Below are 21,530 nucleotides of genomic sequence, written 5' to 3'. Positions count from 1 at the left end.
CTGCCCTCTCTCTTGAGTTCGCCTACGAGACATTAACGCCAGACCGGGGGTACCCGGGTGGCTTGAGCGGAGGAACCGCGGTGGAGTTCGACGTTGTCGTTGAGATTCCCAAGGGGCAACGGAACAAGTACGAAGTGGACCACGAGACCGGGAAGATCAGGCTTGACCGGCTCCTGTTCACCTCCACGCAGTACCCCGCCGACTACGGCTTCATCGAGCACACCCTCGGCGAGGACGGCGACCCGCTCGACGCGCTGGTGCTGCTGCAGGAGCCGACGTTCCCGGGCTGCTACATCACGTGCCGGGCGGTGGGCATGTTCCGGATGACCGACGAGAAGGGCGGCGACGACAAGGTCCTGTGCGTGCCGTCCACCGACCCGCGGATGCATCACATCCAGGACATCCACCACGTGTCGGAGTTCGACCGGCTGGAGATCCAGCACTTCTTCGAGGTCTACAAGGACCTGGAGCCCGGCAAGTCCGTCGAGGGCGCCAACTGGGTGGGCCGCACCGAGGCCGAGGCCGAGATCGAGCGCTCCTTCCAGCGCGCCAAGGACGCCGGCCACCATCACTGATCCTTCAGCGGGGCCTGGTGGCGCCCACGAGGTCCCCGCGCCAGATCGAGGCGACCCGCACCACGTCGCCGGTCTGCGGCGCGTGCACCATCAGGCCGCGGCCCACGTAGATCCCGACGTGGTGGATGGTGGCGGGGTCGCTGGTGTTGTACGCGAAGAACAGCAGGTCCCCGCGGCGCAGCTGGTCCAGCGGCACGTGCGGGCCCGACGTCCACTGGGTGCCGGTCCAGTGGTCGAGCCGCACTCCCGCGCGTTCCCAGGCCCGCATGGTCAGTCCTGAGCAGTCGTAGGTGTCCGGGCCGTCGGCCGCCCACACGTACGGCTTCCCCAACTGGGTGAGCGCCCAGTTGGCCGCCGCGTCGCCGAAGGCCGAGCCGCCGGAGACCAGCTTGGCCGCCTCCCGGCGTCTGGCCAGCAGCTCGGCGTGGGACCGTGCCGCGTCAACCCGCTGTTGCAGGCGGTGCTCACGGGCCTGCAACACCTGCGTCTCGCGCCGCTGACCTGCCACGGCCGCCTCGGCAGCGATCTTCGCCCGCCGAGCGCTCTCGGCGGCGGCCTGCTGCGCTGCCCGGGCGTTCACCGCCTCAGTGCGTAGGATGGCGGCCACCACTTGCGTGTCGCGCAGCCGGGCCAGGATCGCCGCTCGCTCGCCGCTGAGCTGCCCGAGCACGCCTGCCCGGTGCAGACGGCCATCGGCGCCGCCCTGGTCGACGATCATGCCGATGATCGGCGCCAGCGTTGCCCATCCCCCGTACGTCTCCGTCGCGAGCAGCGCGACGTCCTGCCTGGCCCGTTCGACCTCGGCGTCGGCCGTCGCCAGCCGGGCCTGGGCCTGCGAGGCGGCCTGCTCGGCGTTCCGCAGCCGCACCATCTCCCCGTTGTACGCCTCGACCAGCCGCTCCACCTCGGCCGTCAACCGCGCGAGCCGCGACTGCGCCGTGGCCAGCTTCGCGCTCGCCGCCGCCAGGTCGTTCGACCGTTCTCGTACGGCTTCGCGGGCCTTCGCCACGTCACGACCGGATGGCGCGGGCTCGGCATGGACCGGCGGGCAGAGCGCGACGAACAGGCAGCACGCCAGCAGCCCTGCCCGGAACGTGCGCATAGGTCCCCCAGACCACAATGGTTACTCCATGCACACAGTTCCCGCTACGGCGCTCACGTAACGTGACGTCGGCGGAGTGGAGGGGATCCGCTGCTCTTCATGGCGTGCTCTTGGTGATGACCGGGGACGGGGTCAGCCGTTCTCGGCAGGCGTGTGCTCGCCGGCGGGCGTGGGGGTGGTCGTTTCCGCCGGCGTGGTGGTCGGTGTCGCCGTCGGCGTCGGGGCTGAGCTCTGATGCGTCGGCGTGGCGGTCGGGGTCGACGTTGGAGTGTGGGTTGGGCACGAGGTGCGGGTGCAGGGGCGGGGGTTGCCCGGGTGCGGCCGGGGACCGTGCCCGCCGGGGTGGGTGCCGGGCGGCGGGCCTGCCGGCGGTCGCCACGTGGGCGGCCCTCCTGGTTGCTGCTGTGGCGGCTGCCCTGGTTGCTGCTGTGGCGGTGTCCGCACAGGAGGGCCGGCCGACGGCGGCGCGGGCTCGGAGATGGGCGGCGGGCGCCATGAGGTGCCCTGAGGTGACGAGCCGGGCGGCTGGACGGGCTGCGTGGTCGTGGGATTGACCACGGGCTCCACGGTCATCGGCACGTTCTGGGGCTCACTCTGCCGCGGCACCCGGACCTCGGGCGGCTCCCCCGTCGCCGGGGCCGCGGCCGTCGCGCCCCCTGACAGGCCCACGCCGTCCCTGCCCATCACCTGGAAGATCACCGCTATCGCCACCACGGCCGCAACCGCCGCCAGCGCGCTCGCCAGCGCCTGAGGCCACCTTCGAACGCTCTTGGCCGCGTGGAGGGGAAACCCGGCCGCGCCCAGCGCGCCCGTACGCCTGGCGACGTAGCGGCGGTAGGGCAGCAGCTCGGGGTCGACGAAGGAGCTCATCACCCTGATGCGCAACGCATCGGGCAGTGTCGTGCGCGGCAGCAGGTCGAAGACCTTGGTCGCCGAGACCTGCCGGCCGCGGTGCGGCGCGCAGATGTCGCACTGCGAGAGGTGCCTGACCAGGCGCTCGCGCATGCCCGCCGTGAGCTCGCCGGAGAAGCCGGACAGGATGGCGGCCCGCCGCGGGCAGTCGTACGGGCCCTTCCTGGCCAGGATTTCGGCGGTGATGGCGTCACGCAGGTGGTCGCGGGCGGTCGCCATGGCCTCCTCCACCTGGCGTACCGGGACGGCGAGCACCTGGGCCAGCTCGGGGTCGGGCAGCTCGTGCCTGATCGACAGCTCCAGGATCTCCCGGTCGGCGACGGGCAGGCCCTGGACCGCGTTCCACGCCATGACCCGAAGATCGGCGTCGGCGGGGTCGTCCAGCGGGGGCGCCTCGGCCAGTGCCTCGGCGGCGCCCGGCGGCGCGGCCGCGCGGCGGCGCAGGCATTCGCCCCGGGCCAGCGCGTACAGCCAGGCGCGGAGCCGGTCGGGGTCGGTCAGCGCGCTCGCGTGCGCCTCGGCGGCGATCAACGTGTCGCGGAGCGCCACCTGTGCGCTGTCGGCGCTGAGCAGAAGGGACCAGCAGTAGCGGTAGACGTCCTCCGCGTACGCGTCATAGAGCGCGGCGGGGGCGCCGGGATGGCGGGCGCGGAGCGCATCCACCAGGGCGCGGTCGGTCATGTGACCGAATGTAATGGATTCGTAACTAGTAGTTCCACCGATTTGGCACTGCTGGCACATGTGAATTTCGCGTGATTAGCCCATCCGATATTTCGGACTTTATGCGGCAAATCACTGCTTATGGACCGATGCGACTTGCGTGCTCCGGTCCACCTCGAACGGCTCGCTCTTGGGCTTGACCGTATGCACGGGGATGGCCCCGCCGAGCGCCAGATCCTCGTAGGGACGGCCGGTCGAACCCCAGGTCCTGGCCGTGATCTCGGTCCTGGCGACGTCCGCGCGCGGCGGGAGCCCCGAGACGGTGAGGATGAACCTCGGCGGGCTCCCCGCCTTCACGTCGTCCACGAACGTGCTGCCCCCGCCCAGCAGTTTGCCCGTCTTGTCACGCAACAACGCGTTCACGACGAGGCTGCTGGCCGATGCCTGATACGGATTCCCTACATATCCGGTAATAAGGTATGAGCCGTCTTTCTGGCGCAATGTCTGGGCACGGGTGACAGGGAACCGCTGGAAAGCCGAGGCGATGCGCGCCGCCGGTCGCCATTGTGCGGGGCGGTATTGGATGGTCACCTTGGCCGGCTTCTCGGCGGCGCTGGCCTGCCCGGTGAAGGCCAGCGACCCACCCGGTGGCACGGCGTCGAGCGGCTGGTCCAGCCGGACGACCTCGGTGCCCTTGGCGTCCTGCCCGACGATCGTGGCCACGACGTGCTCGCCGAAGTGCCACGGGTTGGCGTTGCTGAGCACGCCGGCCCAGGTGACGGCGTAGCCGTCCGCGGACTTGGCGATGTTCGAGACCTGTTCCTTGAGTGCCAGAGGCTTGAGTTGTTGGACGGGCCGTTCCTCGCTCGAGCACCCTGCGAGGCAGATCGCCCCGAGTGCCCCGAGTGCGAGTACGCTGACGGTTCGACTGTGCGGGATCACTTTGCCGTGATAACCCGAGCATGGGCACGGCTGGCAGAGGACACGCGCCAGCCGTACCAACTCTTTAACGGGGCCGCACGACCCTGGCCTCGTCCCAGATCGGCTCGGCCGACTCGTAGACCGTGCCGTCCGAGCCGAAGATCAGGAAACGGTCGAAGTCGGCGGCGAACCAGCGGTCGTGGGTGACCGCCAGCACCGTGCCGTCGAACGCGTCGAGCCCGGCCTGGAGCGCCTCGGCGCTGGCCAGGTCGAGGTTGTCGGTCGGCTCGTCCAGCAGCAGCAGCGTGGCCCCGGACAGCTCGAGCAGGAGGATCTGCAGCCGCGCCTGCTGCCCGCCGGACAGCGTCTCGAACCGCTGCTCGGCGACCCGGCCGGCCAGCTCGTAGCGGGCCAATGCCTTCATGGCCTCGTTCTTCAGCTTGGCGTGCTCGGCCACGACGATCTCGACCGGCGTGCGGCCGATCAGCTCGGGTCTGGCGTGGGTCTGGGCGAAATGCCCTGGCACCACGCGGGCGCCCAGCCTGCCCGCGCCCTGGTGGTCGACCGGCTCCCCCGCCAGCAGGCGCAGGAAGTGGGACTTGCCCGAGCCGTTGGAGCCGAGCACCGCGACGCGTTCGCCGTACCAGATCTCCAGGTCGAACGGCCGCATCAGGCCGGTGAGCTCCAGCTGCTCGCAGATGACCGCGCGTTTGCCGGTGCGGCCGCCTCTGAGCCGCATCTTGATGTTCTGCTCGCTCGGCGCCACCTCGGGTGGGCCCGCCTCCTCGAACTTCCGCAGCCGGGTCTGGGCGGCGTGGTAGGCGGCGGCCATGCCGTCGTTGTATCTGGCCTTGTTCTTGAGCATGTTGACCAGGGCCTTGAGCTTGGCGTGCTCCTCGTCCCAGCGCCTGCGCAGCTCGTCGAGCCGCTCGTTGCGGGCCTTGCGGGCCTCGGCGTAGGTGGCGAAGCCGCCGCCGTGGACCCAGATGTTTCCGGATTCGACGGTGACGATCCGGTCGGCGGCGTTGGCGAGCAGCTGGCGGTCGTGGCTGACCAGCACCACCGTCTTGGGCGTCTCCCGGAGCTGCTGCTCCAGCCACTCCTTGCCGGGCACGTCGAGGTAGTTGTCGGGCTCGTCGAGCAGCAGGGTCTGGTCGGGGCCGCGGAGCAGCGCCTCGAGGACGAGCCGCTTCTGCTCCCCACCCGACAGCGTCGACACCTCCCGATATTTCACCCTTTCGTACGGCACGCCGAGCGCGGCCACCGTACAGGTGTCCCACAACACCTCGATCTCGTAGCCGCCCGCGTCGGTGTAGTCGGCGATGGCCTGCGCGTAACGCATCTGCGTCTTCTCGTCGTCGCGCTCCATCATCATCAACTCGGCCTCGTCGAGCCGCTCGGCGGCCTTCCGCACCGCGGGCGGCGCGACGCCGAGCAGCAGGTCCCGGAGGCTGCTGCCGTCGCGCACGCTGCCGATGAACTGCCGCATCACGCCCAGCCCGCCGGAGCTCGCGACGCTGCCGTCGACCGGCTGCAGGTCACCGGCGATCAGCCGCAGGAGCGTGGTCTTGCCCGCGCCGTTGGGCCCGACGAGCGCCGCCTTGACACCGTCGCCGATCCGGAAGGAGACGTCGTTGAGCAGAGGCCGACCGTCGGGCAGCACGTATGTCAAATGTCCTACTTCGACGTGGCCCATCCCGGCAGGTTAGCTGCCGCGCTCCGATCCAGGCACCACATTTTTCGACAGGCAGTCCCGCGCGACGCCTAGACACTAAGTGATCTAATGACTAGAACTGTAGGGAATCACCCCTTCCCAAGGAACAAGTGATGACCCGATTCCGCAATGCCCTCGCCCCCCTGGCCATCGCGTTCATCGCTCTCACGACCGTGCCGCAGCACGCGTGGGCCGCCCCTCCCAAACCGGTGCCGAGCGTCGCGCCGCAACAACAACAGCTCACCGCCGCCTCCCCCTGTGCCCCGACCGTCCGGGGCACGACCACGAATGCGCGTTTAACCAGCCTGTTCACCGCCTACGGCAACGACAACAGCCGGCTGGACGACTGGACGGGCGCCGACGGCACCTACTCACTCAGGATGCCGAACGGCAAGGAACTCTGGATCTTCTCCGACACCTTCCTCGGCCAGGTCAACCCCGACGGCTCGCGCCCGCCCGTGGTCGAGGAGGGCGGCACCACGGTCTTCCTGAACAACTCCTTCGCCGTCGAGCGCAACGGCAGGCTGTCCACGATCCACGACGGCACCGCCGCCAAGCCCACCGCCGTGATGCCGCCCCGCGACAAGAACCACTGGTACTGGGCCGGCGACGCGACGCTCGCCGGCGGGGTCGTGGAGGTCACCTACCAGGAGTACGAGCGCTACGGCACCGGCGCGTGGGACTGGCGCTGGCACCGGAACGTGGTCGCCACGTTCGCCCCGGGACGGCTCAACCGGCCGATCAGCGTGCACGACCTGCCGTCCGGGCACGGTGTGGCCTGGGCCTCGGGAATACTCAAGGACGGCGGATACACCTACATCTACGGTGTGGAGGACTTCGGCTCGCCCAAATACATGCACATCGCCCGCGTCAAGGGCCAGAGCCTGCGGGGCGCCTGGGAGTATCTCAAGGCCGACGGCACCTGGTCGCCCAACGAGGCCGACTCGGCGCGGATCATGAGCGGCGTGGCGAACGAATACAGCGTCAGCAAGGTCGGATCCGGATATGTCCTGATCACCCATGACACGACCGAGGTGCTGAGCGCGAACATCGTGGCCTACTCCTCGTGCTCGCCCTTCGGGCCGTTCACCGGCAAGCAGCACGTCTACACGACCCCCGAGACCAGCGGGAACATCTTCACCTACAACGCCCACGCCCATCCCGAGATCGCGGGCGGCGGGCTGGTGGTCTCGTACAACGTCAACAGCTTCGTGAACACCGACCACTACCGCGACGTCTCCATCTACCGGCCGCGCTTTCTGGACGTGACCTTCCAGTGAGGCGCAACTGGGCGGCCCGCCTGCGGCACGTCGTGATCGACGGGCTGCGGGCGGTCGTTCTGGAGAACGAGCGGCTCCGGGTGACCGTCGTGCCGGACAAGGGCGGAGACGTCGTCGAGTTCCTGCACAAACCCACGGACACGGACTTCGTCTGGATCTCCCCGCACGGCCTGCGTCACCCGCGCGACCACCTCCAGGGCGCGGCCGACGACGTCGCCCAGTTCGTGGACCACTACGAGGGCGGCTGGCAGGAGATCTTCCCCAGCGGCGGCGCGCCGAGCGAGTACAAAGGCGCTCGGCTGGCCCAGCACGGCGAGGTCGCCGGCCTGCCGTGGTCCTGCGAGGTCGTGGCGGACTGCGAGGAAGAGGTCGCGATCCGGCTCGGCGTCAGGACCAGGCGGCTGCCGTACCGGATGGAGAAGGTCTTCAGGCTGCGGTCGGGGACGGCCGCGCTGGAGATCGAGGGCATGGCCACGAACGAGTCCCCGGTCACGTTGCACGCCATGTGGGGGCAGCACATCGTCTACGGGCGCCCCTTCCTGCGTCCGGGCGCGAGGATCCGGCTGCCGGAGGGCGTCCAGGTGGTCCCGCACCCGACGGCGATCAACCCGGCCGGCCGCAGAGTCCGCGCGGGCGGGCCGTGGGTGTGGCCGAGGGTGCCCGCCGCCCAAGGGGGCGAGACCGACCTCAGCATGGTGCCGGAGCCGGGGTCGCCGAGCGACATCGTCTACCTGACCGGCTTTGACGAGGGTTGGTACGAAATTTCGGGGGATATCGGTATGCGGGTGGAGTGGGATGCGTCGCTCCTGCCGTACCTGTGGATGTGGCAGGAGCTGGGCGCGTCCACCGGCTACCCCTGGTGGGGCCGGGTGTACACGGTCGGGCTCGAGCCGTTCTCCAGCATGCCGACCGACGGCCTGGCCGCCGCCGTGGCCAACGGCACGGCCCTCGTCCTGGACCCGTACGAGACGAAAGTGCTGAGGATGCGCGCGGAGGTATTGCCGTGAGTGAGCGTAGCGAACGAACAATTAGACGCAGCAGCGAATCGCTCATGCGCCCGACGAAGGAGGGCGCATGAGCGAGCTCAGTGGGAAGGTGGCGCTGGTCACGGGCGGGTCGATGGGCATCGGGCGGGCGGTGGTCGACCGCCTGGCCGATGGCGGGGCGTCCGTGGTGTTCTGCGGGGTGGACAAGGACGCCGCGCTCGACACCGAACACGTCGTCGGCCGGATCGCCGACGTGCGCAGCGCCGGCGAGATGCGCGACCTGGTGGACCTGGCCGTGACCAGGTTCGGCGGCCTCGACATCGTCGTGACCTGCGCCGGCGTGCAACGGTACGGCACCGTCGAGGACACGCCCGAGGACGTCTGGGACGAGGTTCTCGACATCAACCTCAAGGGCGTCTACCTGGCGTGCAAGGCGGCCGTCCCACGGCTGCGCGCCCGCGGCGGCGGCTCGATCGTGCTCATTTCGTCGGTGCAGGCGTTCTCCTCGCAGGCGCGGGTGGCCGCCTACACCGCGAGCAAGGCCGCGCTCAACGGCCTGACCAGGGCCATGGCGCTCGACCACGCCGCCGACGGCATCAGGGTGAACGTGGTGTGCCCGGGCTCGGTCGACACGCCGATGCTGCGCTGGGCGGCGGACCTATGGCGGGGCGAGCTGTCGCAGGAGGAGCAGGTCAGGCAGTGGGGCCGCGCCCATCCGCTGGGCCGCGTGGGCCGGCCCGAGGAAGTGGCGGAGCTGGTGGCGTTCCTGGCCGGCCCGCGCTCCTCCTTCATCACCGGGGCAGAGCACCGCGTGGACGGCGGCCTATTGGCGCAGAACCCGGCGGCGCTCCCCGAATAGACCACTTTCTGAATACGCGAATGGGTCGAGCCCGCCCCACCAATTCCCCCGCTCTTTTGCAAAGCTGGCAACAGTTGCGTCAATAGCAAGAACTCCCAGGTCACCCCCTTGATACGAGTGTGACGGCGTGCCCGGCACGCGACCCACCATGGGCGCGCAGCCGCAATCGGACCAGCGGGTCATAACGTCTCGCATTCGATTCGGCACGCTACGTCACGTAGTCGAAACGACTCACCGATCTAGGAGAGACCTGTGAGGCTATCCAAAAAGGCCGCCGGCTTCGTCGCCGCGGCCGCGATGTTGACCGTGGTCGTCCCCGCCGCCACCGCGGTGGCCAGCCCCCGCTCCACCTGCTACGGCGGTCGCGTCTGCCTGTACGCCGGCTTCGACTACAACCGCGGCCAGGTCGATCACTGGCGCGACTTCGTCAAGGACGACACCAACTTCGCCGACAACAACTGGCTGAATTGGGACTTCAGCAATTCATGGCGCACCATGAACAACGAGGTGAGCTCCGTGCGGAACCGGATCGGCTGCAGCTCCACGCTCTGGCAGCACCCCTACTACACCGGCGCCCACAGCACGTTCACGCACAATTCGAACGATGGGTTCCTGGCGAACAACGCCGTCGGCAACAACAGCGCCAGCTCACTCGACATCTGGTGCGGCTGACCAAGACCGGGAGTGCCGGTTTCCGGGTCTGGCCGCCGGAAACCGGCTGCCGCGAGCTTCTCGTGGGCACGCTACTGCTGATGGGCGTCGCAGGCTGCACCGCCGGCGAACCCAAGCAGCAGGCGTCGGCACCGTCCGCCGCCACTTCGGTGGCGCAGCTGGTGCTGCCGTTCGACGCCTACAAGACCACTCCCGAGCAGCAGGCCATTCTAGGTAACGCGCACAATCTCCTGGTTGTGCGGTGCATGCACAAGAAAGGCGTCACGATCGAGCCGCCCGCCGAGGACCCGGCCGTCATCGCCGCCGTGGAACCCGGCAACTCCCGCCGCTACGGCGTCGTGGACACCGAGGCGGCCCGCCGTTACGGCTACCACCTCGCCCGGCCGCCGTCTCCGGACACGACCCGATCCTGGGCGGGCAAGCTGCCCAAGCCCGCCCGCCACCGCCTGTACGGCACCGCCACGAACCGAGGGTGCCTGGATCGGGCGGCGCTGGTCCTGGAGCGGGGCGCGCAGAAGGCGGACTGGCCGTGGCTGGCCCTGCAGGACTCGCTCACGTTGGAGCAATCCGCCAAAAACCCGTCGGTGACGAGCGCCGTCACGCGCTGGCAGTCGTGCATGAGCCAGGAGGGCCACTCGTACCCGGCTCCCGAGGCGGCCATCGCCGACAGCCGCTGGGACCTGGAGAAACGCACCGTGACCGAGGATGAGAAGCAGACCGCGATCGCCGACACGCAGTGCAAGTGGGCGTCGGGGCTGGTGGCCGCCTGGCACACGGCGGACGCGGCGCTGCAACGGGCCGTCATCAGGGACAACACCGACCGCTTCGCCGCGCTCCGGGCCAACCTTGAGCATCGCCTCAAAAGAGCGTCAAGCGTGCTCGCCGCGCACAAAGGCGGCAAGGTCGGCTGATTGCCGCAGTCTGCTGGGCTCGTGGACGTACATCATGTGCCCGGCCTCGTAGTACTTGACGTCCACGTTGCCCGCCAACTCGGCGGGCACGGGCAGGTGGGCGAGGGTGTGCTCGGCGGCGTGGTACGGCGTCGCCCCGTCGTGGTAGCCGCAGGCCACGTGCACGCGCAGGTGGGGGTTGGCCCGCATGGCCGCGCTCAGCTTGTCGACCACCGTGACGTGCGCATTCTCGAACTCCTTGTACGACCACGGCCGCACGCGCGAGGTGAGCACCTCGTACGGCAGGTCGTTGGCGTACTCCAGCTCCGCGCGGAGGTAGTGGTTGAGCGCGGCGCTGTAGGGCCCCATGATCGCGCTCATGCTGGGGTCGGCGGAGAAGTGCTCGCGGCCCGCGTCGGGATCCCAGCCGGTGAAACGGCCGTCGAGGCGCCCGACGGTCAGGCGGCGCGAGCGCAGCAGCTCGGTGAAGAACCTGATGTGCTCGATCCGCAGGTTCACGCGGTCGACGTAGTCCTCGCTCAGCCCGGTCAGCGCGGCGATCCTGGCGACCGCGGCCGCACGTTCCTCGGGCGTCAGCCGGCTACCGCGGGCCAGCGCCCACAGGTAGTCGCGGTCGGCGAACTCCTCGGCCTCGCGGAGCACGTCTGCCAGCGGCCGGTCGCCATGCAGCCCGTGATAGTGCGCGATGGCCGCATATGTCGGCAGATAGAGGGCGTAGGCGAGATCGTTGCCCTCGTTGAACTCCCCGGTTCCGAAGTCGAGCACCGACGAGATGAGGATCACGCCGTTGAGGTAGAGCCCGTAACGCGACTGCAGGTGATCGGCCAGCCCGGCCGCCCTGACCGTCCCGTACGACTCGCCGGCCAGGAACTTCGGCGACATCCACCGCCCGTTCCTGGTGGTCCACAATCTGATCAGCTCGCCCACCGACTCCAGGTCGCCGGTGAACCCGTGGTACGGCTCGGCCTTCTCGCCTTCGGCGGCCCGCGAGTAGCCGGTGGAGACCGGGTCGATGAAGACCAGGTCGCTCACCCTCAGCAGGCTCTCCTCGTTGTCGGCCAGCCCGTACGGAGGCGGCAGCAGCGCCCCCGCGTCACCCATGACGACCCGGCGCGGGCCGAGCACGCCCAGATGCAACCACACGCTCGACGACCCGGGCCCGCCGTTGAACGCGAACGTGACCGGCCTGGTCAGCGGGTCGGCTCCAGCCAGCGTGTACGCGGTGACGAACATCTCGGCCTTCGGCCGCAGGCCGCCGAACGTACCTTCGCTGAACACCTCCTCGCGCAACACCATGGTTCCGGTGACGGCGGTGTACACCTCGCCCGACGGCAGGGTGTGGGACGTGGTGACGAGGTTGTCGGCCGGAGGAACAGACTGGGTAGCTTCAGACATAGCGCCCAATTATGGGGCGATTTCCAGGGCTACGGTGGGATCGGCGAAACGTTCGTTCGGGACCGTGGCGTACCAGCCGGGCCGCCCAGGGTCGCGATCGTACGGATACCCGCCCTTTTCCTTGTAGAGCTCGGCATAGCGGGCGACCCGGTCCCGGTCCAGCCGCACCCCCAGCCCGGGCGCCGACGGCACGGTGATGGCCCCGTCGACGTAAGCCAGCTTGCCGCCCTCGATCACGTCGTCACGCAACTGGTGATAGTGGGCGTCGGCGGCGTAGGTGAGGTTCGGCAACACGGCCCCGAGGTGCAGCATGGTCGCGAGCTGGATCCCGAGCTCCCCCGACGAGTGCACGGCCACGCCGAGCTGGAACGTCTCGCACACGCCCGCCGCCTTCACACACGGCCTGATCCCGCCCCAGAACGTCGTGTCGAGCAGCACCACATCGGCCGCCCTGCGCAGCACGTTGGAGGCGAGCTGCTCGAAGTTGACGACCACGGTGTTCGTCGCCAGCGGCACCTTGACCTGCTCGCGCACGGCCCTGAGCCCTTCGAGCCCCCAGACCGGGTCCTCCAGGTAGTCGTTGTTCAGGTCCTCGATGGCCCGGCCGAACCGCAGGCCCTCGGCCACCGACAACACGGCGTTCGGGTCGTACCTGAGCCGGTCCCGGGGAAACGCCTCGGCCAGCGCCCGGTAACACTCCAGCTCGTAGTCCGGTGGGAACACGCCGCCCTTGAGCTTGTGCACAGTGAACCCGTGCGCCGCCTTGAGCTGCGCGGTGTGCTCGACGAGCTGCTCGGGCGTGCGGATCTCGCCGTGGCCGGCGGCGGCGTACCGGAAGAACAGATAGGAGGAGAACGGCACCGCGTCGCGGAGGCGGCCACCGAGCAGGTCGCAGGCGGGCACCCCGAGCTGCTGGCCGATGAGGTCGATGCAGGCGAATTCGATGGCGGCCAGCAGTTGCGTGCGGTTGTTGTAGAGCGAGGCCGTGGGGTTGGCGATCTTGAAGCGCAGCGCCTCCAGCTGGAAGGGGTCGTGGTCCTTCAGGTACGGCACCAGCGCGCGGAAGGCGGCCTCGGCGCTCTCCCCGCCGCCGCCCATCTCCCCGAGGCCGACGAGCCCGTTGTCGGCCTCGACCTCGACGATCGTCCGGACGAACCGCCCCCAGTGCGCGCCGTTGCTGTGCCGCAGCGGCGCCTCCAGCGGGACCGCGACCGTCGTGGCCCGGATGTCAACGATCTTCATGAGCGCGTCCTCCAATGACGGCGACCCCGCAGGCGGGCAGCCGTACCTCGACCGGCTCACGACCTGGCATGGTGATGGTCGCCTCGACCGGCTCGGCGGCCAGCGACTGGAGCCTGACACTGTCCTTCCCGATCGAGGTGATGAGCACATCCGGATGGTCCACCGAGGCGTACGTCTCGGTGGCTGCCGGGCTGTCGGTGATCAGCGCGCCGACGAACGGCTCGGTCAGCCCGGCGGCCGCCGCCGCGCCCAGCCGGCGGCCACCGACCCCGACGTCCGTTGTCGCGGACTCGGCGACAGTCAGACTCGTGACGGCGTACCTGAAGGTGGTCTCGCCCTGCTGCTGCGCCGGGAAATTGGTGTCCCAGATGTTGTTGAGCGCCCACGAGTAGACCGTGCCGTCCTCATGATCGAGGGTCGGCGGGAACGGCGCGTACGGCATGTGGATGGTGCCCAGTTGCACCAGCGGCGCCTCCAGCGTGGCCCAGGCGATGGTCAGCTCGGGGTCCTCGAAGGCGATCCAGTGCCTGATCGGCAACATGTACTCGGCCGAGCCCGGCACGCGGGGCACGTCGGGCCCGCCGACGCCGCCGGTCAGCTCCCAGGCGGTGGCCGGTCCGGTCGCGAACGGGAAGGCCAGGAACACCGCCTCCTTGGCCGGGGTGCCCTGCTTGGCGAGCTGGTAGGTGAGGTCCAGCCTGGGCACGCCGTAGTGCAGCTCGATCGTGGTGCGGATCCAGTCCACGCCCTTGCCGTGCAGCTCCACGACCAGCTTCTCGCCGATGGCCGTGCGCTGACACTTGGTGATCGTGGCGTGCCGGCCGATGGCCCGGTCGCCGAGGAGCGTACGATCATGCGCCCCAACATGTCCCGACAAATGGTTGAAATGCGGGGCGGTGGCGTACTGGTCGTACACGTACTGGCCGAACCCGGCGGCGGCGTCCCCGTTGACCAGCTCGCGGCCCGCCCGCTTGTCGAAGATCGAGCTGATGTAGCCTTCGCGCACGTCGTAGGCCACGCGGTAGAACTCGTTCTCGATCGCTGGGCTGTCACCCAGGTCGACCGGCTCGGGGGCTTGGGCCTCGCCGGGAACGACGTCCAGCCGCACGTAGCCGTACCCGGGAACGTCGGGCACGACCGCGTGCACGTGCCGCCCGATCGGCCGGGTCGGCCAGTCATCCGGGTCCACGAACTCCTCGTGATGCGGGACCGTCTCCCCGGTCCGCGCGTCCACCAGCGTGATCGGCACCTCCACGCCCACCACGTCACGCGGCAGGAACGTCCGCACGACGTCGGTCCGCGCCCGGGTCGCAGGATTGAAGACGGCGAAGGAGGCCAGAGGTCCGCCTTCGGTCCCCGCCTCCGACAACGCCGCCGCGAACCGTCTGACGGCCGCGTGCAGCAGGTCGGCCGCGTCATCCTGCGCCTGGTAGGCCCCCGAGGACTTCCGGGTCCACTGCAGACCGCCGGAATCCCCGGCCTCCTCGGCGTCCTCCCACGGGTTGGCCGCGCCCCAGGTGTGCTCGTTGAACAGCGCGACCTTGTCGTAGGCGGCGTCGATCTCCTCGGTGGCATCGGCCCCGGCCAGCGTGTGCAGCGTCTCGGCGACGCGGAGCGCGGACTGGGCGCGGCGGACGTAGCCCAGCGGGCGCGCACCCGAGCCGAGCCCGTCGGCCCACCAGTCGGTCCAGTCGCCCTTGTGCACCGCCAGCCGGTCGAGGTAACGCTCCTCGACGTGCCGGAAGAAGTCGCTGTTGACCGCCGAGCGCAGGCGCGGGTAGGCCCATTCCTCATTCCACCTGCGGGCGATCGACGCCGGCACGATCGACGGTCCCGCGTTGTCGGCGTGCGCGCCCTGCACCCGCAGGTGCAGCATATCCAGCTCGTACGGCTCCCGCGGCGCGTCGGGCCCCTGCCACCCGAACGTGCCGGGCCCGTACGGGTAACCGCGGGTGGCCAGCGCCGACAGATACCGCGGCAGCAGGTCGTCGGCCAGCTCGTAGGAGTCGGTCAGCCCGACCGTGTTGCCCTCCATGTACGCCATCCCGTGCGGCGTGTCGGTGAACCACACGATCAGCTCGTTCCCGCTCGGCGCCCGCCACCGGAACGGCCTGGTCAGCTTGTCGCCGCCGTGCAGGTAAGGCACGGAACGCCCGGCCCAGTTGTGCGCCGCCGCCAGGTAGCGCACCCCGACCTGGCTGAGGGCGTCCACCAGCCCGACGACCGCGCCGGGAACGTCGGTGTGCATGGCGGAGGTGACCGGGAACCCGAACCGCCGGGTGAAGCGGAGCTGCCGGTGCAGCTCCTCGGTCGAGCACGCCTCCGTGTGCAGCTGGAACGGCAGCGCGGTCACCTCGATGATCCCCTCGCGGCCGTATCGCACGAACGACTCGACCATCTCGGCCGGGCGGGCGGCCAGCCACTTCACCGCCGGCATCGACGACTCGACCGTCCACCGGAACTTGGCGTCGTCCGGCCAGGACGCGGTCTCCTCCGCCAGCCTGAGGGCGGCGTCGAGGTAGTCCAGGTGGTGGCGGAGCACGGTGCCCTGCGGGTCGGTGTAGCCGATGTCCAGGTGCGAGTGGTGCACGACGTACACGCTCCACTTACGCTGCGGGGTCACCGTGATCCGGGCGCTGCCGACCACGCCGGCGTCGTCGCGGCTCTCCAGCGTGAGCACGCGCGGCGCGTCCACCTCGGGGACGAGCAACGTCACGTCCCTGCCCGACGCGCTGTCCACCCCCACCAGCACGTGCGTGAGCGGCTCGGTGCTCGACACCCTGACCGCCTGCCGGCCGTCGTGGGTGAACAGCGGCAACACGGCCACCCGTACCTCGAGCCCGCGCACGCTGATGACGGGCGTCGAGGTGTCGTCCCGCAGCGCCTGCCTGATCCCGTCGTAGTCGGGGCTACCCAGGCTCCGCTGGAGCAACCGGCTGGTCATCACACACTCCCTAGAGACAGGCCTCGGGCGAAGAGGCGCTGGGTGGCGAGGAACAACACGACAGTCGGCAGCGAGACCACCAGGCCCGCCGCCAGGCCGACGGGCACCGGGGTGCCGGCGTAGACGTCGGTCATGAGCCCGGCGATGGCGGTCATCACCGGTCGTACGTTCTCCGTCTGGCTCAGGGTGAGGCCGAAGACGAGGTCGTTCCAGATGAAGGTGAACTCGAGGATGAACACGGCCATCAGCGCGCTCAGCGACATCGGCAGGTAAATGCGCCAGAAGATGCGCCAGGTCGAGGCGCCGTCCATGCGGGCCGCCTCGAAGATCGAGAACGCGATGCCGGAGTAGAAGTTCCGCAGCACGAACGCGCCCAGCGGCACGTTGATCGCCGTGTAGATGAGGATCAGGCCGAGGTGGGTGTCGTACAGGCCGGCGTCGCTGTAGCTGACGAACAGCGGCACGAGCAACATCTGCGAGGGGAAGACGGTGCCACCGAAGATCAGCAGGAACCACCAGAACCCATGGCGCAGCCTCAGCACCACGATGGTGTACCCGGCGAGCGCCCCGATGATCACGCCGAGCAGCGGCGAGACGATGCTGTAGAGCGCGGTGCTGGCCAGGCTTCCGCCCAGGTTGGCGCCCTCGATGGCGTGGCCGAAGTTCTCCAGCAGCGAGAAGTCGCCGGAGGGCACCCAGGCGCGGGCGGGATCGTACGACGTCGCCGGCCGCGAGGCGTTGACCAGCAGCAGATACGTCGGCCCGAGCCAGATCAGCCCGAGCACGATCAGCACGGCCCTGCGGATCATCGGACCTGCCTCCTCAGGTAGAGGTAGGACGCAAGCCCCGTGACCACGGTGAGCAGCACCGCCACGGCCGAGCCATAGCCATATTCGCTGGCCACGAACGTCTCCTTGTACATGGTGACCGCCAGCGTCTCGGAGTTGCGCCCCGGGCCGCCCTGCGTCAGCACCCACACGATGTCGAACGTCTTCAGGCTGGCCACCAGCGCCAGCCCGACCACGACCGCCGTCAGCGGCCTCATCAGCGGCCAGATCACGTGCCTGAACAGCCGCCACCCCGACGCCCCGTCCAGCCGCGCCGCCTCGATCGGCTCCTTGGGGATGGACTGCAGCCCCACGACGAACAACAACGTGTTGACGCCCAGCTGCTGCCAGGTCCACACCAGCAGCATGGCGAGGGTGTTGTGCGGCGCTTCCTGCAAGAACGCGGTGTCCACACCGAGCAGCAGGTTGGCGATCCCATCGTGCGACAGGATCGGGCTCCACACCATGGCCAGGCCCGCGCCGCTCAGCGCGTACGGCAACATGAACGGCACGCGGTACCACGCGCCGCCCTTGATGTCGTACGACAGGACCGCGACCAGCAGCCCCAGCCCGACCGGCAGCACCATCGTGCCGGCCACCCAGATGAGCGTGTTGCGGGTCGAGGTCAGCAGCGCCGGGTCCTCGAGCAACTTGCCGAAGTTGGCGAGGCCGGTCCAGGCGGGCGGCTCCAGCCCGTCGTAGCGGGTGAGGCTCAGGTAGGCGGTCCACACGAACGGCGCGTAGAGCAGCACCGCGACCAGAATGGCCGCCGGCGCCACATACCCGTGCCGTAACCGCCCGAGCATAGGGGCACGGGTGCTCACTGATGCGTGCTCCAGTACTCGTCGGCGCTCTTCTGGATGGTGTCCAGCACTTCCTTGTAGGTGCCCGGCTCGGTGACGAACTTGCTGAAACCGTCCAGCGCGGCTGTCAGGATGGGTGGCGGGGTGGCCTCGAAGTAGCGGTTGACCAGCCGGTACTTGCCGCTGCCTGCGTCCTTGGTGACGGCGCCGAGCGCCTCGTCCTTGATGGTGACCTTGGGATTGGCGCTCACGTCACCCCGGCTGGTGGCCCACTTCTCCTGGGCTTCGGCGGTCGTCCACCACTTGAGGTACTTCATGCTCGCGTCGGGGTCGGCGGCCTTGGCCAGCGAGCAGAGCGGGCCACTCTCGAAGATCATCGAGGTCTTCGGGAGGGAGGCGTTGACGTTGGGGATGGCGAAGAAGCCGTAGTCGGTGCCCGGCTTCATGTCGCGCTGGGTCATGCTCGTGTTGAACCAGGTCCCGAAGGACACCATCGCGGCCTTGCCGTTCTTGAGCACATCGCCGGGGTCCGTTTTATCGCCCGGATTGATGAAATATCCGGCGTCAATGAGCTGCTTCCACCGCTCCATCACCTGGACCACGCCCGGGTCGGTGTACTTGGCCTTGCCGGTGGACAGGCGGTCGTACAGGTCCGGGTCGGTGCCGGCCATGAGCTGCTCGAACCAGACGAACGAGAACAACACGCTGGTGTGGTAGAACGCCTTGACCCCGTTCTGCTTCAGGGTGTCCGCGGTCTTGATGAGGTCGTCCCACGTCTGCGGGGGCTGCAGATCGTACTTGTCGAAGATCTTCTTGTTGTAGAACATGCCCCAGTAGGCGACGTTCATCGGCACGCAGTACTGCTTGCCGCCGATCGTGTAGTAAGGGGCGAGGTCCTGCGACAGGTCGCCGGCCTTGATCGCCTCCCGCCAGACGGCCGTGGTGTCGGCCACCTGCTTCTGCTTGACGATCTCCTCCAGCATCCCCCCGGTCTGCCAGGTGAACAGATCGGGCTTGACGTTCGTGCGGAACGACGCCTTGATGAACGCCTGGTACTGCGCCGAGTCCGTGTATCCCGTCGGCTTCATGCCCAGGCCGATGCTCTGCTTGGACAGCGCGCCCATCCCGTCGAAGTACTTCGTCCAGGCGCCTTTGTCGTTGTACAGCGTTAATTCGGTCTTCTTCTGCGGCGCCGCGGCATTGCCGCCGCCGCACGCGGTCAGGACGAGCGCCGCCACGCCGAGCGTGGCCATGCGTGACCGGTACATGGGCCGGCCTCCTTGGTTCTCTACTTGGGGGGTTGCAACCGGTGCTCTATAACGGTCTTCACGTCCACCAGGTGGGCCCGCATCCGCTCTTCGGCCGCGGCCGCGTCGCGTGCTTCGATGGCCTCCAGGATCGCCAGGTGCTCCTCGTAGTCGCGGCGCCGGTCGTCGAAGATCTGCAGGATCTCCCGCTGCTCAGGCCCGTGGACGGTGAGCAGCGAGTCGACGACCTCGTGCAGCACGCTGTTGCCCGCCAGCCGTGCGGTCGCCCGGTGGAAGGTCATGTTCGCGTCGTGCAGCTCGGCGTCCTCGCCGCGCAGGTGCCTGCCTGCCTCATCGAGCGCCTGCTTGAGTGCGGCCAGCTCCTCGCGACCCGCGTGCTCGGCGGCCAGCGCCGCCAGCGGCGGCTCGATCAGGATGCGCGCGCCCAGCAGCTCCAGCAGCCGAGCGGCGTGGAGCTCGCGCATGTTGGGATTGGGCAGAACCAGCCGCTCGATGTCGGCTCCGACGTAGATGCCGGAGCCGTGCCGCATCTCGATGGCCCCGGTGGCCTCGAGCCTGCGCAGCGCCTCGCGCAACGTCGGGGTGGTGACGGCGAAGCGCTGCGAGAGCTCCCTGGTCGAGGGCAGCCTGTCCCCTGGCCGGTGCCCTCCGGTACGGATGAGCTCCAGCATGCGCTCGGTCAGAGCGTCGGAAAGCGTGGGACGCGTCACCTCGGACATATCAAGTGATCTAATCACTTAATGCCATTGGCGTCTATGGGTCGCCGCCTCGCTCCGCCACGCGTCAGCGCTTGAGCCACTCCGCCATCATGTCGATCTGGCCTTTCCTGGAGGCCTGCACCTGCTTCGCCCATTCCTTGACCGCCGGGTTGGCCCCGTTGTAGACCTCCATGCCCGCCATCTGCACGGCGTCGTCCTGGTGGGCGATCAGCAGATTGAGCAGGTCCCGCTCAAAGGACTTGGACGTCTTCAGCGCCCGGATCTCCCTGACGTCCGTCTCCGGCATGCCGCCGTGGCGCTCGTGCCCGGTCGACGGAGCGGTGAGGGGCTGATCCCAGGAGTGCAGCCAACGCAACATCATCTCGACCTCGTTCTGCTGCGTGCTCTCAATGGCCGCGGTGAGCGTCTTGATCTCTTGCTTGGCGGCACGTGCGGTGCCCACCTTCGCGATCTCGATGCCCTGCCGGTGATGTTGCACCATCATCTGCACGAACATCACATCGTCGGCATTGACCGGGGCCTCGGCGGGTTCGGACGTCCCACAACCGGTGATGATCAGCAGGAGCCCCGACAGGACCGCCATCGCGACAACCTTCGCCCGCACCCACCTCACCTCATTTATTAATAGGAAACCTTCCTAAGTGATTTCCTTGCTGGGCGCAAGCCGCGAGCCCTCCCCGATTGACATCAACTTAACTCGAGGTTGCACCGTATACCCATGGGAACCTTCGAGATCGGCGTCATTCTGCCGGGAATCGCCGTACAGCAGCGCGACCACATCGACCTGCGTGAGGCGGCCAGACACGCCGAGGACGCCGGACTGGACGGCGTGTGGCACGGCGACCACCTGGCCATCGGCGCCCCGACCTTGGATGCCCCGATCGCACTGGCCACCGCCGCTGCCGCCACCACCCGGATCAGGATCGGCACCAGCGTGTTCATCCCCGCCCTCCGCCCCATCGCCTGGGCGGCCAAACAGATCGCAACCCTGCAGCACGTTTCCGGCAACCGCCTCATCCTCGGCATCGGCTCCGGCGGCGGCCCCGCCCAGTGGGCCGCGGCCGGCGTGCCCTACACCGAACGCGGCCGCCGCACCGACACCGCGTTGACCCTGCTCCCCCGGCTCCTGGCCGGCGAGCGGACCCAGCTCCACGACGAACCCGGCGAGCCCTCCGTCGAGCTGGCCCCGCCCGCGCCCATGCCGCCCGTCTGGATCGGCAACGCCTCCGCCGCAGCCATCCGCCGCGCGGCCCGTCTCGGCGACGGCTGGTTCCCCTCCCTGATCTCCCCTCGGGAGGTCGCCGAAGGCAGGAAGAAACTCTTCGAGCTGGCCGCCGAACACGACCGCCCCACACCCGTCATCGCCATCGGCGCCACGTCGGCCCTCGGCACCGGCACGCCTTCCCGCCAGGAGATAGCCTCCGGAATCAGCTCCGCCTACGGCCGCCCCCTGGACGACGTCATCGACATCCCCCTCACCGGCCACCCGAAGGAGGCCGCCGAGAAACTGTCCGCCTACCGCGACGCCGGGGCCGCCCACGCGATCGTCGGAATCGCCGGCGGCGACTGGCGAACCCAGGTAGACCTACTGGCCGAGGTCCGCAACCTCCTGCGCTAGAAGGCTTAGCCGCCCGGAGGCGGTCATGGTGAGCCGGAGTTTGTTCGAATGAGCTCGAACGGGCTGGTTTAGGCGGGGTTTAGGCGGCGAGGCCTGCCTGTTGGGCGAGGTCGTCGATCGCG

General features: G+C 69.1%; 19 protein-coding genes. 7 read left to right on the top strand and 12 right to left on the bottom strand.

The window, feature by feature from the left end:
* Nucleotides 1-80: 80 nt before the first annotated feature.
* Nucleotides 81-575, top strand: a complete 495-nt coding sequence (locus ACTWQA_RS13620; protein WP_327587336.1) for an inorganic diphosphatase — start codon at nucleotides 81-83, stop codon at nucleotides 573-575.
* 4 nt (nucleotides 576-579) lie between these two features.
* On the opposite strand, the gene ACTWQA_RS13615 is transcribed toward ACTWQA_RS13620, so the two are convergent.
* The 4 genes from ACTWQA_RS13615 to ACTWQA_RS13600 all read right to left on the bottom strand — a co-directional run bounded on the left by ACTWQA_RS13615 (nucleotide 580) and on the right by ACTWQA_RS13600 (nucleotide 5,866).
* The gene (locus ACTWQA_RS13615; RefSeq protein ID WP_443159592.1) at nucleotides 580-1,677 is read right to left on the bottom strand and encodes a C40 family peptidase; all 1,098 of its coding nucleotides are present in this window, start codon (nucleotides 1,675-1,677) and stop codon (nucleotides 580-582) included.
* A gap of 132 nt (nucleotides 1,678-1,809) precedes the next feature.
* Nucleotides 1,810-3,270 carry an RNA polymerase sigma factor gene (locus tag ACTWQA_RS13610; RefSeq protein WP_443159591.1) on the bottom strand — a complete coding sequence of 487 codons (1,461 nt, stop codon included), beginning with the start codon at nucleotides 3,268-3,270 and terminating at the stop codon, nucleotides 1,810-1,812.
* A 111-nt stretch (nucleotides 3,271-3,381) separates the two neighbouring features.
* Nucleotides 3,382-4,191: a hypothetical protein gene (locus ACTWQA_RS13605; protein WP_443159590.1), complete on the bottom strand. Its 810-nt coding sequence runs from the start codon at nucleotides 4,189-4,191 to the stop codon at nucleotides 3,382-3,384.
* Between the two features lie 64 nt (nucleotides 4,192-4,255).
* Complete coding sequence (locus ACTWQA_RS13600; RefSeq protein WP_443159589.1) at nucleotides 4,256-5,866, bottom strand: ABC-F family ATP-binding cassette domain-containing protein; 1,611 nt, start codon at nucleotides 5,864-5,866, stop codon at nucleotides 4,256-4,258.
* A gap of 131 nt (nucleotides 5,867-5,997) precedes the next feature.
* On the opposite strand from ACTWQA_RS13600, the gene ACTWQA_RS13595 reads away from it, so the two are divergent.
* From ACTWQA_RS13595 to ACTWQA_RS13575, 5 genes are all read left to right on the top strand, one after another.
* Nucleotides 5,998-7,164, top strand: coding sequence for a DUF4185 domain-containing protein (locus ACTWQA_RS13595; RefSeq protein ID WP_443159588.1), 1,167 nt, complete (start codon nucleotides 5,998-6,000; stop codon nucleotides 7,162-7,164).
* Complete coding sequence (locus tag ACTWQA_RS13590) at nucleotides 7,161-8,171, top strand: DUF4432 family protein (protein ID WP_443159587.1); 1,011 nt, start codon at nucleotides 7,161-7,163, stop codon at nucleotides 8,169-8,171. Before ACTWQA_RS13595 ends, ACTWQA_RS13590 begins: the two co-directional genes overlap by 4 nt.
* A 67-nt stretch (nucleotides 8,172-8,238) precedes the next feature.
* Nucleotides 8,239-9,009 carry an SDR family NAD(P)-dependent oxidoreductase gene (locus tag ACTWQA_RS13585; protein WP_443159586.1) on the top strand — a complete coding sequence of 257 codons (771 nt, stop codon included), beginning with the start codon at nucleotides 8,239-8,241 and terminating at the stop codon, nucleotides 9,007-9,009.
* Nucleotides 9,010-9,261: 252 nt separating this feature from the next.
* Nucleotides 9,262-9,681, top strand: a complete 420-nt coding sequence (locus ACTWQA_RS13580; protein ID WP_305917352.1) for a peptidase inhibitor family I36 protein — start codon at nucleotides 9,262-9,264, stop codon at nucleotides 9,679-9,681.
* 80 nt (nucleotides 9,682-9,761) lie between these two features.
* Complete coding sequence (locus tag ACTWQA_RS13575; RefSeq protein WP_443159585.1) at nucleotides 9,762-10,592, top strand: hypothetical protein; 831 nt, start codon at nucleotides 9,762-9,764, stop codon at nucleotides 10,590-10,592.
* On the opposite strand, the gene ACTWQA_RS13570 is transcribed toward ACTWQA_RS13575, so the two are convergent.
* From ACTWQA_RS13570 to ACTWQA_RS13535, 8 genes are all read right to left on the bottom strand, one after another.
* Nucleotides 10,551-11,987, bottom strand: a complete 1,437-nt coding sequence (locus tag ACTWQA_RS13570; RefSeq protein ID WP_443159584.1) for a S10 family peptidase — start codon at nucleotides 11,985-11,987, stop codon at nucleotides 10,551-10,553. The two genes, ACTWQA_RS13575 and ACTWQA_RS13570, sit on opposite strands and share 42 nt — an antisense overlap.
* A gap of 9 nt (nucleotides 11,988-11,996) precedes the next feature.
* Nucleotides 11,997-13,229 carry an enolase C-terminal domain-like protein gene (locus tag ACTWQA_RS13565; RefSeq protein WP_443159583.1) on the bottom strand — a complete coding sequence of 411 codons (1,233 nt, stop codon included), beginning with the start codon at nucleotides 13,227-13,229 and terminating at the stop codon, nucleotides 11,997-11,999.
* Nucleotides 13,216-16,173, bottom strand: coding sequence for a glycoside hydrolase family 38 N-terminal domain-containing protein (locus tag ACTWQA_RS13560; protein ID WP_443159582.1), 2,958 nt, complete (start codon nucleotides 16,171-16,173; stop codon nucleotides 13,216-13,218). The genes ACTWQA_RS13565 and ACTWQA_RS13560 overlap by 14 nt, the downstream gene beginning before the upstream one ends.
* Complete coding sequence (locus tag ACTWQA_RS13555; RefSeq protein WP_443159581.1) at nucleotides 16,173-16,982, bottom strand: carbohydrate ABC transporter permease; 810 nt, start codon at nucleotides 16,980-16,982, stop codon at nucleotides 16,173-16,175. The genes ACTWQA_RS13560 and ACTWQA_RS13555 overlap by 1 nt, the downstream gene beginning before the upstream one ends.
* The gene (locus tag ACTWQA_RS13550) at nucleotides 16,979-17,824 is read right to left on the bottom strand and encodes a carbohydrate ABC transporter permease (RefSeq protein WP_443159580.1); all 846 of its coding nucleotides are present in this window, start codon (nucleotides 17,822-17,824) and stop codon (nucleotides 16,979-16,981) included. Before ACTWQA_RS13550 ends, ACTWQA_RS13555 begins: the two co-directional genes overlap by 4 nt.
* Nucleotides 17,821-19,071 (bottom strand): ABC transporter substrate-binding protein, encoded by a 1,251-nt coding sequence (locus tag ACTWQA_RS13545; protein WP_443159579.1) that lies wholly within the window; start codon nucleotides 19,069-19,071, stop codon nucleotides 17,821-17,823. Before ACTWQA_RS13545 ends, ACTWQA_RS13550 begins: the two co-directional genes overlap by 4 nt.
* A gap of 20 nt (nucleotides 19,072-19,091) precedes the next feature.
* Complete coding sequence (locus tag ACTWQA_RS13540) at nucleotides 19,092-19,790, bottom strand: FadR/GntR family transcriptional regulator (protein ID WP_327587321.1); 699 nt, start codon at nucleotides 19,788-19,790, stop codon at nucleotides 19,092-19,094.
* Between the two features lie 64 nt (nucleotides 19,791-19,854).
* Nucleotides 19,855-20,394, bottom strand: coding sequence for a DUF305 domain-containing protein (locus ACTWQA_RS13535; RefSeq protein WP_443159578.1), 540 nt, complete (start codon nucleotides 20,392-20,394; stop codon nucleotides 19,855-19,857).
* Nucleotides 20,395-20,508: 114 nt separating this feature from the next.
* Here ACTWQA_RS13535 and ACTWQA_RS13530 point away from each other — a divergent pair, with 114 nt between their 5' ends.
* Nucleotides 20,509-21,408 (top strand): LLM class flavin-dependent oxidoreductase, encoded by a 900-nt coding sequence (locus tag ACTWQA_RS13530; RefSeq protein ID WP_443159577.1) that lies wholly within the window; start codon nucleotides 20,509-20,511, stop codon nucleotides 21,406-21,408.
* The last annotated feature ends 122 nt before the right edge of the window (nucleotides 21,409-21,530 follow it).

This window comes from Nonomuraea sp. 10N515B (genome assembly GCF_052245915.1).
Taxonomy (GTDB): Bacteria; Actinomycetota; Actinomycetes; order Streptosporangiales; family Streptosporangiaceae; genus Nonomuraea.
The sequence above is the reverse complement of the archived record's forward strand: the minus strand, read 5'-3'. Positions and strand labels throughout refer to the sequence as shown.